At 61.4% G+C, this 13,100-nt stretch carries 10 protein-coding genes and 2 pseudogenes; 5 read left to right on the top strand and 7 right to left on the bottom strand.

From position 1 onward, the window contains the following. Positions 1 to 5 precede the first annotated feature (5 nt). The 6 genes and pseudogenes from AWB74_RS41790 to ftsH form a co-directional block, all read right to left on the bottom strand. On the bottom strand, positions 6 to 359 hold the full coding sequence (locus AWB74_RS41790; protein ID WP_061152394.1) for a hypothetical protein: 354 nt from the start codon (positions 357 to 359) through the stop codon (positions 6 to 8). A gap of 486 nt (positions 360 to 845) precedes the next feature. After that, positions 846 to 2,381 carry a trypsin-like peptidase domain-containing protein gene (locus AWB74_RS41795; RefSeq protein WP_407642545.1) on the bottom strand — a complete coding sequence of 512 codons (1,536 nt, stop codon included), beginning with the start codon at positions 2,379 to 2,381 and terminating at the stop codon, positions 846 to 848. Positions 2,382 to 2,985: 604 nt separating this feature from the next. Then, on the bottom strand, positions 2,986 to 3,798 hold the full coding sequence (locus AWB74_RS41800) for a hypothetical protein (RefSeq protein ID WP_143749474.1): 813 nt from the start codon (positions 3,796 to 3,798) through the stop codon (positions 2,986 to 2,988). A gap of 460 nt (positions 3,799 to 4,258) precedes the next feature. Continuing rightward, positions 4,259 to 4,587: pseudogene (locus tag AWB74_RS47945) on the bottom strand (hypothetical protein). A gap of 438 nt (positions 4,588 to 5,025) precedes the next feature. Beyond that, positions 5,026 to 5,166 (bottom strand): annotated as a pseudogene (locus AWB74_RS49100) (DUF6496 domain-containing protein); the annotation flags it as partial. Between the two features lie 1,035 nt (positions 5,167 to 6,201). Next, entirely contained in the window at positions 6,202 to 8,103 is a 1,902-nt protein-coding gene (gene ftsH / locus AWB74_RS41820) for an ATP-dependent zinc metalloprotease FtsH (protein WP_061152397.1), read from the bottom strand. Between the two features lie 612 nt (positions 8,104 to 8,715). On the opposite strand from ftsH, the gene AWB74_RS48875 reads away from it, so the two are divergent. The 3 genes from AWB74_RS48875 to AWB74_RS48885 all read left to right on the top strand — a co-directional run bounded on the left by AWB74_RS48875 (position 8,716) and on the right by AWB74_RS48885 (position 10,040). After that, positions 8,716 to 9,144, top strand: a complete 429-nt coding sequence (locus AWB74_RS48875) for a S10 family serine carboxypeptidase-like protein (RefSeq protein ID WP_061152398.1) — start codon at positions 8,716 to 8,718, stop codon at positions 9,142 to 9,144. A 187-nt stretch (positions 9,145 to 9,331) separates the two neighbouring features. After that, positions 9,332 to 9,682 (top strand): hypothetical protein, encoded by a 351-nt coding sequence (locus AWB74_RS48880; RefSeq protein WP_061152399.1) that lies wholly within the window; start codon positions 9,332 to 9,334, stop codon positions 9,680 to 9,682. Positions 9,683 to 9,734: 52 nt separating this feature from the next. Continuing rightward, complete coding sequence (locus AWB74_RS48885) at positions 9,735 to 10,040, top strand: hypothetical protein (RefSeq protein ID WP_061152400.1); 306 nt, start codon at positions 9,735 to 9,737, stop codon at positions 10,038 to 10,040. A gap of 6 nt (positions 10,041 to 10,046) precedes the next feature. Here AWB74_RS48885 and AWB74_RS48890 read toward each other — a convergent pair whose 3' ends face one another. After that, positions 10,047 to 10,526, bottom strand: coding sequence for an integrase core domain-containing protein (locus AWB74_RS48890; RefSeq protein ID WP_087039524.1), 480 nt, complete (start codon positions 10,524 to 10,526; stop codon positions 10,047 to 10,049). A 293-nt stretch (positions 10,527 to 10,819) separates the two neighbouring features. Between AWB74_RS48890 and AWB74_RS48895 the strand changes: the two genes are divergently transcribed. Both AWB74_RS48895 and AWB74_RS41840 read left to right on the top strand, forming a co-directional pair. Next, the gene (locus AWB74_RS48895) at positions 10,820 to 11,056 is read left to right on the top strand and encodes a type II toxin-antitoxin system ParD family antitoxin (protein WP_087039525.1); all 237 of its coding nucleotides are present in this window, start codon (positions 10,820 to 10,822) and stop codon (positions 11,054 to 11,056) included. Beyond that, a partial coding sequence (locus AWB74_RS41840; RefSeq protein ID WP_327363207.1) for a CheR family methyltransferase occupies positions 11,053 to 13,100 on the top strand: 2,048 nt, incomplete at its 3' end. The genes AWB74_RS48895 and AWB74_RS41840, both read left to right, overlap by 4 nt.

Consider the following 13,100-nt stretch of genomic DNA (forward strand, 5'->3'; position numbering starts at 1 on the left):
GCCGATCAAGTGGAAATATGACGATCCTTCGCGTCGGATCCGTCCGGTGCCAAATCAATGACGCGGTCGACTAGCAATGCGGTTGCGTCGAGGTCTGCGATCCTCCGCTGCAGATAGCGCTTCAGGTGGTCGGCCCTCCCCTGTGCGTCTGCAGCCATGTTCTTGATCATCTGTTCTAGCTGCGCAGGCAATGGGTGTCCGGGGCTGGAGAGTGCATTCTGGTAGACAGCCACCTGTTGATTGACGATCGGTAGGCAGTACGCCGCTCGAAGGTCTACATCGGACGGAGCCTGCTGCGCGAAGGCCTGAGGCAGATACGCACTTGAAATCAGAAACGCCGCTGCTGTTGCCTCTTTCATGCTGGCCCTCGAAATGTGGCGACTAACGCGGGCCGGCTAGCTACGGAAAAGACGGTTGTACTCAAACAGGCGGACTGCTCGTGGCGTAATCTTCTGCGATAGCGAATGCTTCGGGTTAGTGAGGCAACTCGTTCCTCAGGGACGATTACCGACGGTACAAGCAATATTAGCGAACGCATCGAGTCCAACCCTTCACAACCGATCTTAACGCTTGCCTGGCCGGCGGGAATTGCCGACCATGCCGGCGGCAGACGAGGCACATCGAGTTCTTCTCGCAAATTCCATACTTCATTGGGAAACTCGAGCTCGACTAGAAAGCGATTTTGCGGCAAACGACCGTCGTCCAGGCCGCCGCGGGGCCACCATGCCGGACCGCGTTGCCAACAACTACAACTAAACTGTCGTCGCTGCCAGCAGAAACAGGCGTGCGACGGACGATACAGTTCGTGACTGGCGGCCAGCCGTCGCGGAATCATGGCTTGACTCTCATTTCAAATCGACGGACACAAAGTTGCGCGTACCGCCACGCTGAATTAGCAAGGCGGCCTTCTTGCCGGACTTGGACGTCAACGCGGCGAGTTCCTGTTGTGATTCGACGAGCGCATCGTTCACGCCGAGGACGATGTCGCCGGCCCGTATGCCCGCCTTCGCCGCCGCCCCGGACGCGGCCTCGACCATCAGGCCTTGCGGCAGATCGTTCGTGCGGCGCTCGGCATCGGTCAGCGGATGCACGGTGAGACCGAGCCGGTCCGCTGCGCTCGCTTCGGTCTTCGGCGCTTGCGTGGCCTTCGCGGCTTTCACGGCCTTCACGGTCTCGTGCGGGTTGATCGTCACGGTCATCGGCCTGGCGTCGCGCACGATCCGCAGCGCAACCGTTGCGCCGGGCGCGAGCGCCGCATCCTGCGCGACGAAGTCCGCGGCATGGTCGATCGGCTTGTCGCCGACCTGCTCGACGACGTCGCCCGGCTTCAGGCCCGCGTCGAGCGCCGGCGAAGCGGGCGCGACCGAAATCACGAGCGCGCCCGCCGCCCGCGGCAAGCCGAAGGCGCCCGCGAGTCCCTGGTCCACGTCCTGCACCTGGATGCCGAGCTTGCCTTTCGCTACCTCGCGCGGTCCTTCGGGCTGGATGCGCGCTCTGGCCGCGTCAATCGGAATGGCGAAGGTCAGGTTCGGGACGTGCTCCGAGCCGCCATACACTTCCACGTCGATGCCGATGACCTCGCCGGCGCGATTCAAGACCGGGCCGCCGGAATTGTCCGGATTGCTTGCCACCTCGGTCTCAAAGAAGGCAGGGCGCTTGCCGTCCGATGCATCGCGCGGCGTCGCGCTGACGATGCCCGCCGTGACCGTCGTCTGATAGCGCGCGGGCGAGCCGAGCGTCAGCACCTGTTCGCCGGGCCGCACCTTGGTGGAGTCGCCGAGCCTGACGGCGGGAAGCCCGGTCGCGTCGATGCGCAGCAGCGCGACGTCGCTTGCGGCATCGATGGACAGGACCTTCGCCTTGAACTCGCGCCGGTCGGTCAGGGTCACCCTGACTTCGTCGGCCTGGTTCACGATATGCGCGGTGGTGAGGATGAGACCGTCGGCAGTCACGATGAACCCGGAGCCCCTGGCGAAGATGACGCCCGGAGGATTGGCCGGTTCCTTGAATTGCGGCGCAACACTCTTGAAGAAGGCGAGGAGCGGATCGTCGGCATCGAGGGTGTCGGGGGTGGCCGTTTGCGGCTGAACGTCGGGCGTGGCCGCCCTGACATTCACGACGGCCGGCCCGTATCGCTCGGCGATGGCGGGAAAATCCGGCCCTCCGGCGGCGCTCACCGCAGGCGCTGGTTGTGCTTTGGGTGTGGCGCTTGCCGCGATTTCGGGTGCCCGCGCCGCTTTCGGTGCCGGCGCGGATTGCTCAACGCTTGGCGGCGGCGTGCCTGCCGGAGTCGTCGCAAACGCAGGGCACGCAATGCTCGCGAGTATCGCGACGGGCACCGCGACGCCCAAAAGAAAATGGGCAAGCCACTGGTGCCACACGACACACCGGTCGCAGCACCAGGTACAGACGGCGGCGACAGATGCTTCTAGGAAGCGGATCATCTCTTTCCCCGATGGACTGCCGGTAATGCGCGAAGTGTCTTTGTTGTGGGCTCGACGGCGCGCCTATGCCGCTCGCCAATCAGACTTAGAGTGAACTCGATCAGCCTCGAACACGGTTAGCTATCGCGCGCTCCAATAAAAGCTTCTTCGCGGATCGTGCCTTGTATACCTGATCGCGACTCCCTGCAATCGACTGCAGCCCAGCCGCGAACGAAGAAGCGTCCTCGGATGGCTGCGTGATCCACGTGTATCGGAATGTTGATTCCAGCGCAAAAGTGAAAAGGAATGCCGCGACAAACTGGACGCCGACACGACCGCCCCGCCTAAAGGCCGAGACCCCGAAACTCCGCCCTGACGGGCCTCCGCTCGCCGTGCCTGGATTGCACGCTGTCAGCCACCGCGCGATCAGCGATCACTGCAGCATGACGGCAGACAGCGTCAGTGGCCCGTCACGCGTTCCCAGCCTTGCCGCACGGCAGCCTTGAATCGTTCTCACCTGCTTTCCGGATAACGTGACTCCCAATCCTCGCGAGCGCTCGGTTCAATCCGTTCCCACCTCCTGCCCGCGATATCGCTCGTCCTGCCCGAGCGCGGCTCCGTGTGTGTAGGCCCGCCGAGATTCATCGTATGGCGCGCCAGTATTTGCGTAACGAGCGTCATAGTCGCTGCGAAATGCATCATCGTAGGGATCGTCCTCAAGCGGGGTGCCTATGAGAGGATCGCCCACGAGACCGGTCTCCGAAGTCTGCTGCGCCTTTTCGGCGCTGCTGCTGGCATCGGGTCGGGACGCTGCTCGGGAGCTGAGATCCCCGTCCACACTTGCTGATGTGCGCGCGAGCCCCACGTCGGGTTCAGCCGATAACTGCGGCTTCCGTACCACCGACGGAGCCGAGCTGCGCCCCTCCGCGCGTGTTGTGACCTGCTGCATCCCGCCGACCATGTCCGGCCTGCCCGACGGGAAGGCAGTGCGCTGCGTTCCGGTTCCTGCGGCAGCATCGCCGGTGGGTTCCGGCGTCAATGCCGAAGCCTGCAAGGTGGCGCGCGGAATGGCTGGCTCTTCCGTTATCTCCAATGCCGGCGCCGTGCCCACGACCCGTCCGCTGCGTAGCGTCGTGTCGTCCTGCTGACCCATCCCCGGCTCATGCTGGCTGAAGGAATCGCGGGCCGTCGGATTACCGCCAAGTGGCAGGCGCTGCGACATGCCCGTGTCGACGGAACCATTCCGCAATACATTGCTGCGCTCCGCGATGTCGGCTGCGCCCGCCCGGCGCATCACTTCACGCACAGATCGACGTGCATTTCGGAAACGTCCGCACTGATCGGTAGCGGGCGCGTTCATGTCGAATTCGGGCATTGAGCTGACTTTACTGTCAATTGACCGGAGCAAAGGCGCGTCACGTTTTTGACGAGGACGGACGCGGCAGATTCGGGTTCGGGAATCGGGCCCCCGTCGGGTATCTGTCTGAGCGTCACGGCGGGCACCTCTATCTCGACCGCAGACGGCCGCAAGGGCACCACGGCAGTCGTGCTGACATTCATGAACGCCTTCAGATTTTCTTGCCGCCCCGTTGGCAGGAAAGTGTGAGCGGGCGGATGAAATGAGTTCGTCGCGCATCGGGGGACCCGGATGGACCAGCTCCTCTCGGCCAGCTGAGTGAGCGTAAAGCCGTTGCAACTGGCCTGCGGACATGCGAGGGACACTGGTTATCCGGGACGCAGCCATAACATTGAACTGAAGCAGCTCGCCGCCATGGTAGCCCAGAGGATCAAGACCAAATCCCGGTGGGACTAATCGGGGCTCTCGATCATTCAGGTCAGTGGAGTTGACGCTTCAGGTCAGAAAGTTCCGAATGCATCGAAGTGACGAGCATCCTAGATCCTGGCGTCCAGACGCGCTGCCTGTTGGCAAGCGCGATCTGCGCGATCACCCATCCGCTCGAGATCATCGACGCACCGCCGGATCCGGTCCTCGTTGTTGGACGACATGACTTTCTTTGCCGATTGGCATTCCTTATCAAGCTTATCCCTCGAGTCCATCAGGTCTGTTGGAATCGACTTGTCGGCATGACAGGTCCGTGACGTGTCGCTGATCGTTTTGCTGAAGATGATTGAAGCGCTTCTGAATTTCACTGGTTTGCAGCATAATGCCCCCTTCTTGAACATCAGTTCTAGTTGAATTCGGGCAGCAGACAACGTGTGTTGCCCGTGCCGTTCGCCCGTTTCGGCCGGATGCCACCGACGTCGCATCGCGTCAAGGCGGCCTGCGGGCACGCGAACGGCGCGTTTCTGGCGAAGGCCTATAATCGCTCAACCGCTTTGGTGCGTCCCTGAGGCAGAGGTGCCGGCTATCGGCGATCAATTTCAAGCGCCCGTGGCTGGGTTCAGCTAGCACCCTGCCTCGCGATCTGCCTTTCGCGCAGACAAAAATCGGCGCCTCAAAATCCAACGGTCGCGTTAACTGAATCGCATCCAGCAGCCGGCTCACCGCTATCCTTGGCCGCGTCAAACCGAAGCCCGGTTGATAGCGTGCAGGCGTCCACCTAATGATTGCCGGCGACGGCAAAGCGCTTACCTCTGGCTTTTTTTTCGGGATTTTTGCTCCGGATTTCCGGGCCTGGTCCAACGCTATCGCCGCGGATTGTTTTTGAGACTTTCCATGCTTTTTCTCGGTCTTAATGTTGTGCGACACCGTTTCCTTTGATGTTCCTCGTTTGAGAGGCATGACATCTCCTAGGTTGATAGTTTCCAACAGCCCCGCATACTGCGTCCCCGATCCGCTTGGGTTCCGGAGAACGACCCTGAAGCGACGTCGTCCCTACGCGTCACAGACGTCCTGTGGGCAGGTGATTGATTTGCAGCGGAACAAATGTCGGGGCTACCGTAGCGGCGCACGGCGCAGCGAGGTCCATGAACGGCGCCACTGGCCTCGGGCTTGCGATGGAGAACAGTCAGTAAAGCGGTCGCGCACAATGACTGGCTGTAGAGCGGGCGCGCTAACGACCCGGCGCAAAAGCTCACGGTTAGGCCCAATACTATTCACTTACAACCACTTTGGGCGCGATCGGCTGATTCAGCGGTTCCGATCGTCGCCGGATCGGGAAAATTCGACATCTTTCGTTTCACGCCGCGGGGATTGGCACTTGCCGCGGCTTTGCACCGCGCGCCCCGGCGATCTCCCGCAGCAGCTTGAGCCTCCAACTTTGCCACTGATCAGGGGGAATAGCCGCCGCCTCAGACAGGCGTCGGTTCAGCACGCAGACGGCATGAACAAACGAAACGTCTTTGGGTTGCTGTCCTGGACCGCGCCTCGGCCGCCTCGTACATCATTCGACGGATCGCCGCGTGGGTAAGCATAAACGCGTAGTATTCCTGACGTACTGGATCAAGCGCCTGTGCGGCACCTTCTCGCCATCGCACAAGTGTGTCTTGATCTCGTCAAACATCTTTTTTCGGGTAGCCTCATGCGGCACGCGTTCCAGTGCGACGTTGCGAAACGATTTCCACATGTCCATCACGACAAGCCGGATGCCGCGGGCGGCGGTTGTCATACTCACGGCCAGTCAAGTGCAGTGCGCTTTAGACTGAGTGTGGTGTCCTGCGCGGCACGGAGGCCTATGGAATCCGTCAGTTGCGATGCAAGGAGTCGCAAACGGATCTGTTGCCCCAGATCAAAGATCGCGAACGACCGATGAGGCTCGGAAGCATATATCTCATTTCGATGAAAGAGACCGGAGGTGCCGCCTGCGAGCACTTTAAGCTAGGCGCGGTGCACATCAGGCCGTGCTGGCGCGTTGCCCGGCTTCACCTCGGTGCCGCTGCTGCCACCCGGCGGCGTGTCGCCGGACGGAGGCGGCACGTTCTTCGGCGGACGCGGCGGACGATCCGACATGATGTCGCTGATCTGGTCCGCATCGATGGTTTCCCATTCGAGCAGCGCCTTGGTCATCGCTTCGACCTTGTCGCGATTGTCCTCGAGTAGCTTCCGCGCAAGCGCGTATTGCTCGTCCAGGATGCGGCGGATTTCCGCGTCGACCTTCTGCTGCGTCGCTTCCGACACCGTCTTCCCGCCCAGCTTGCCGAACATGCCGTCCGGCTCCGTATCGACATAGACCATCGTGCCGAGCACATCCGACATGCCGTAACGCGTCACCATGTCGCGCGCCATCTTGGTCGCGCGCTCGAAGTCGTTCGAAGCGCCGGTCGACATCGAGTTCAGGAACACTTCCTCCGCTGCCCGGCCGCCGAACAGGATCGCGATTTCCTCGAGCATCTTGTCGCGATAGAGGTTCACGCGGTCATGCTCCGGCAACTGCCACGTCACGCCCAGCGCCCAGCCGCGCGGCATGATCGTGACCTTGTGCACCGGATCGGCATGCGGGAGCAGCTTCGCGACCACCGCGTGGCCCGACTCGTGGTATGCCGTATTGCGGCGTTCTTCCTCGCGCATCACAGCGGACTTGCGCTCCGGCCCCATGAAGATCTTGTCCTTCGCGTCCTCGAAGTCCTGCATTTCTACGATACGCTTGCCGCGACGCGCCGCGAACAGCGCGGCTTCGTTGACGAGGTTCGCGAGATCCGCGCCGGAGAAGCCCGGCGTGCCGCGCGCGATGACCGATGCGTCCACGTCGTTCGCGATCGGCACCTTGCGCAGATGCACCTTCATGATGTGCTCACGGCCCCGGATATCCGGCAGACCGACATACACCTGGCGGTCGAAACGGCCCGGACGCAGCAGCGCTTTATCGAGAACGTCGGAACGGTTGGTCGCTGCGATCACGATCACGCCCGAATTCGCCTCGAAGCCGTCCATCTCGACGAGCATCTGGTTCAGCGTCTGCTCGCGCTCATCGTTGCCGCCGCCCAGGCCAGCGCCACGATGACGGCCGACCGCGTCGAGTTCGTCGATGAACACGATACACGGCGCACGCTTCTTCGCCTGCTCGAACATGTCGCGCACGCGGGCCGCGCCCACGCCGACGAACATTTCCACGAAGTCCGAACCTGAGATGCTGAAGAACGGCACCTTCGACTCACCGGCGATGGCGCGCGCCAGCAGCGTCTTACCGGTACCCGGAGGGCCGACCAGCAGCACGCCGCGCGGAATGCGGCCGCCCAGCTTCTGAAATTTCTGCGGGTCGCGCAGGAAGTCGACGAGCTCCGCGACTTCTTCCTTGGCTTCGTCGCAGCCCGCGACGTCGGTGAAATTGATTGCGTTGTTGTTCTCGTCGATCAGCCGCGCTCGCGACTTCCCGAACGAAAACGCCCCGCCTTTGCCGCCCCCCTGCATCTGCCTCATCATGTAGATCCAGAAGCCGATGATCAGAATGGTCGGACCGAGGTAGTACAGCGCGGAGACGAGCGCGCTCGGTTCATCGTCAGCCTTGCCGCTGACTTGAACGCCGTATTTCATCAGATCGCCGACCATCCAGATGTCGCCGGGCGACACGATCTGGTACGTCTGGCCGGCTGTCGGAGTGACCGTGAGATTGCGGCCCTGAACGGTGACGTTCTTGACTTTGCCGTTCTTCGCGTCGTCCATGAACTGCGAATAAGACACACCTTCCTGGACGCGGGGCTTATCGAACTGCTTGAACACCGTAATCAACACCAATGCGATCACGAACCACACTGCCGCTTTAGAGAACATATCGTTGTTCAAAGCACACCCCTCACTCATAGACGGGCGCCTAATGAGGCTGCGTCTTACATGCATTTTAATCCATCCGTTCGCGTAGCCGGCCCGTGTTCATAGTATGGTTCGTCTCGGGCGTCGAGCACTGCGCAGTTGATTCTGCAACATCGGGCTCGAGAGCAGGAACCGCGTCTCGCGGACGAAAAGTCGTCGTTGCAGACAGTGGACCCCCTAACCGACCCGGGAACGCTAAGGCCCGGCGCGGCCCGCGTCACGCTAGACGGCGTGGGGGACAAGATCACGAAAGACCCCGACGTCCTTCCCCTGAAAGTGCGAAATCGATCCGGAAGAGACTTTAGGAATTCCCGGTAGCAGCCATTCAAATGACCATTTGAGGCTGCGTCGGACATCTCAAAACCGAGGGGTGGATCAAATCTCTGGATGGGCGCGTTTTTTTCTCCAGGACCAAAGAGCGCCGCACAAAAAGCGGCCGCCGATTGGTCAGGCTTCATTCGACTGGTTGCTCGCTCGTCCTGCTGGCCGCAGTGTCGGCGATCGGAAGTTCCTTCCGGCAATTGCGTCGGGGCACGATGCTTTTCATAGTGAGGTGCAAGGCCTAGCTCGTGGACGGCAGCCGCATTGGTCACGATCCGCGTCGATGGCAAGACCATCGACTACAACGCGACGGCCGGAAATCTGCTTCTGCGCGACAAGGCCGGACGCGCAACCGCAAGCGTCTTTTACGTCGCGGATAAGGCTAACGCGCGAGACAGCGCAAAACGTCCTGTCACGTTCCTGTTCAACGGCGGCCCAGGAACGGGCAGCATGTTCCTGCTCATGGGCTCGATCGGGCCGAAGCGCGTAAGAACAGCAAGCCCGGCGGCCACGCCACCCACCCCTTACGTCCTGGCGGACAATCCCGACACTCTGCTCGACCGTTCCGATCTCGTCTTCATCGATGCCGTGGAAACGGGCTTGTCCCGGCCTGTAGGCCGCGCCACCGACAAGGACTTCTGGGCGTCGACAAGGATCTGGACGCATTCGACCGTTTCATCGAGCGCAATCTGACTGTTACAGGGCGCTGGAATTCTCCGAAGTACCTGTTCGGCGGGTCGTACGGCACCGCGCGAGCTGCGATGCTTGCGTACCGGCTCAATCAGGACAACATTGCCCTGAACGGCGTCATCCTGATGTCGTCCGTGCTCGACTCCGCGGCGCGTGGTATCACGACAGGATTGCGCCAAAGCGGCCCGATTTGGCCGCCTTCCTGGCCGAGGTGCGCGCTTTCGCACGCGGTCCCTATGCGCAGGCGCTCGCGCTCGGCGACGCGCTCCCAGACTCCACGCGCGACGCGATGGCCGCGCGGATCGCGGCCTACACCGGACTCGATCCGCAATATGTGAAGGAGACGCATCTCCGTGTGTGGCCGACGCGCTTCCGTAAGCAGTTGCTAAGAAGCGAATCGCGCTGTGTGGGCCGCTTCGATGCCCGTTTCGCAGGCGTTCATTATGACGATTCAGGCGAGCGGCCGGAATATGATCCGTCGGCGAGCGGGATTTCCGGCGCGTTCGCCGCCCACTCCAGCGGCATCTCACGCAGGACCTGATGTACAAGATCGAGGATCGTTATCTTGTCTTCAATAATAATGCGTTGAAACAGTGGGACTGGAAGCACCGGGAAACTGGGGGGAGGTGCTTCAGTTGCCATACGCGGCCGGCGATCTCGCAGCGACCACGCGGCAGAATTCGGCGATGCGGGTGTTGTCGCTAAACGGCTATTTCGATCTGGCGACACCGTTCTTTGCAACCGAATTTGCGTTGTCGCATCTCGGCCTCGATAAGTCGCAGCGCAGAAACGTTCAGATCACCTACTATCCAACCGGCCACATGATCTATCTGGATGACTCAGTGAGGTTGACCCGGTCTGACGGACAGATTCGTAGTCAGCCATTTGGTTTGGTCTAGCCTCCTTTAAGGGTTGACTCGCGGGTTGTCCACGGCCGGGCGGCGGGTCGCTTTCTCTCGACCATGACGCTGTCCGGCGGTGGGCAACCCACGCTGCGATGACGGTTGATGTGGCGCGTGCAGGTTTTCGAATTCGAGCGGCGAGCAATACCCGATGCTGCTGTGCAGGCGGCGTACGTTGTACCAGCCTTCCAGGAATGAGAAAACTCGCTGACGCGCCTGTTCATGAGTTGCGAGATGTTCGCGCGATAGCAACTCTGCCTCGAGCGTGCCGAAGAACGACTCACACATCGCGTTGTCATAGGCGTCGCCGGCTGTCCCCATTGACGGTTGCACGCCGGCCTCACGACAACGTCGCCCGAAGGCAATAGACGTGTACTGGGCGGCCGTAAGCTTGCTGCGTGGGAGATGAATTGAGTCATGCCGGATTATAAGGGTGGCCGAGGACGAGCCGACGCCAATGTCTCGGCGACTGCGTAGATGCATGCGCCGCAGTTCCCGACCGCTAACTGCTTGGCACGACGGGCGGCAGCCGACTCATTACTGGCATTAGGCGAGACCGCGTTGTACGTCAGCTGCGGTGAATTCCCGACCATCGAGCATCGAGCCGCCAGACGGCAGTTTCCTCGAACCACGAACGTGCGCTCACGACCCGGACCAGCTCCGCTTTCAACGCGACGACCGTTAGCCGAGGGAGGATCCTCGTTGGAGAGCGGACGATACGGGTTGCTGCAAATGGGGATACGATAGGGTGTTACCCATCCATCGGTGAGGCGCCCATGTCAAGCAAGTACGCATTCAGCATCAGCGTAACGGAACATCTCTCCTCATTCATCAGGTCGGAAGTTGCTACCGGTCGGTACAGTTCGGCAAGCGAAGTTGTCCGTGCAGGGCTGCGGCTTTTGGAGGAGCAGACGGCGCTTCGTGCTTCGTCGAGGAGCAAGGCTACTGCTCAATCGAAGCGACCGACACCGGCGCAGGGTAAGGCGAGCGCTAGGTTGGAGAAGAAGACATGACATCAGCCGCGGATTTTCCGATTGTGGGCCTAGGCGCCTCCGCTGGCGGGGTTGAGGCACTGGAGGGCTTCTTTCGGGGCATGCCTGAGAAGCCCGGGTTGGCGTGCGTAATCATCACCCACCTGAGCCCCGACCGTGACAGCATGCTGCCGGAGATCGTGTCGCGCTTCACTCCCATGCCGGTGCACGTCATTACCGATAACACGATTATCGAAATCGACACTGTTTATCTTTTACCGACCGACGCAGTCGTAACCGTGGAAGATCGTAGGCTGCACGTCCATGCACATGATTCGCACCGACGAGAGCGCAGACCCATTGATCTCTTTTTCAGCACACTGGCGGCCGACGTGGGCGAATTGTCCGCCGGCGTGGTGCTGTCCGGCGGCGACTCGGACGGAACACTGGGCATCAAGGCCATCAAGGAGCGCGGCGGGCTCACACTCGCCCAGGTGGCCGACGGGTTCGGTCCTCATCATTCAAACATGCCCGAGAGCGCAATTTCCAGCGGCTTGGTCGACTTCGCGGTACCGGCAGAGCAGATGGGGGCCAAGCTGGCTCGCTTTGCAACGGGTAGATTCATGCTCGACAAGCTGGTCGGCGCTGCCGATGCGCAAATCGAGAGCGCCGCTTTTGACGAAGCCCGCAATGCAATCTACACAATCCTGCGTCACCAGGTCGGCCATGATTTCAGCGGCTATAAGGTAAAGACCTTCCTGCGCCGGGTGCAGCGGCGCATGCAAGTCCTGGAAATTGAGACGCCGGAAGCCTATGTCGCACGACTGTCCAAAAACGCGGAGGAGGTCACGGCGCTATTTCGCGACCTGCTCATCAATGTCACCAGCTTCTTTCGCGATGCCGAGGCATTTGAAGCGCTCTCGGACGTTGTCTTGCCGAAACTGTTCGACGCGCGCGGTGTTGGCGACACCATCCGCGTTTGGGTGCCCGGTTGTGCGACCGGCGAAGAAGTGTATTCCATCGCCATGCTCATGCGCGAACACATGGATCGGTTTGACCACGCCCCGCGCGTGCAGATCTTTGCGACCGATATCGACGACGCGGCGCTTGGCGTTGCGCGCTCAGCACGTTATCCGCTGCCGTTGCTGGACGGCGTGTCGGAGGAGCGGCGCCAGCGATTCTTTGTTCCTGATGGCAGCAGTTATGTGCTCGCAAAAGAAGTCCGCGATCTCTGCATCTTTTCGCCGCACAGCGTCATTCGTGACCCGCCTTTCTCGCGGATCGACCTCGTCTCCTGCCGCAATCTGCTGATCTACTTCGGCACAGAGATTCAAAACCAGGTCATCCCGACCTTCCACTACGCGCTTCGCCCGGATGGATACCTGTTTCTCGGTACGTCGGAAGGCGTCAGCCAGTTCGACGAGCTTTTTGTACCGATCGAAAAGAAGCACCGGATCTTTCGCCGCCGCGCTGATGTGTCGCCGCAGCTTCGCGTGCCGCTGTCGGTGTCTTCCCTAAAAATCGGTCACATCGCCGGGCTTGCACCGGGCCGGCCCGCGCTGAGCGGTGCGTCGCTGCGCCTCGTGGTCGACAACCACATGCTGGAGCGGTTCACGCCACCTCATGTGCTCGCTTCGCGCGATGGCGATGTCCTGTATTACTCCGCACGCACGGGCAAGTACCTGGAGAACGCAGCCGGTGCGCCGTCCCGCCAGCTTTTCACCATGGCGCGCAAAGGACTGGGCCTTGATCTGCGCTCCGTGTTTCGCGAGGCCGTCGAGTCGGCTCGCCCGGTTACCCGCGAAGGGGTGGTGATCGAGAGCGAGGACGGCCGCGTACAGGAGGTCACCCTCACCGTCGAGCCGCTGACCGACCAGACCAACGGCGAGCGAATGTACCTCGTGGTCTTCAACGATCAGGGCCCCGTGCTCTCACGCGAAGAAGCGCTCGTGCGCGCCCAGGCCACGCACGAGGGGACGGCCGTGCAGGTCGAAAAGGAGTTGCGCGACACCCGTGAACGCCTGCAGTCGATGATCGAAGAGTACGAGACTGCGCTCGAGGAACTCAAGTCATCGAACGAGGAACT

Origin of the sequence: Caballeronia arvi, from assembly GCF_001544695.2 — a bacterium.
GTDB lineage: Bacteria > Pseudomonadota > Gammaproteobacteria > Burkholderiales > Burkholderiaceae > Caballeronia > Caballeronia arvi.

Bases quoted from the DNA above. Each gene is read 5' to 3' on its own strand.
- AWB74_RS48895 (WP_087039525.1), top strand. From the start codon at position 10,820: ATGTCAAGCAAGTACGCATTCAGCATCAGCGTAACGGAACATCTCTCC.
- AWB74_RS48890 (WP_087039524.1), bottom strand. From the start codon at position 10,526: ATGCATCTACGCAGTCGCCGAGACATTGGCGTCGGCTCGTCCTCGGCC.
- AWB74_RS41800 (WP_143749474.1), bottom strand. From the start codon at position 3,798: ATGCCCGAATTCGACATGAACGCGCCCGCTACCGATCAGTGCGGACGT.
- AWB74_RS41790 (WP_061152394.1), bottom strand. From the start codon at position 359: ATGAAAGAGGCAACAGCAGCGGCGTTTCTGATTTCAAGTGCGTATCTG.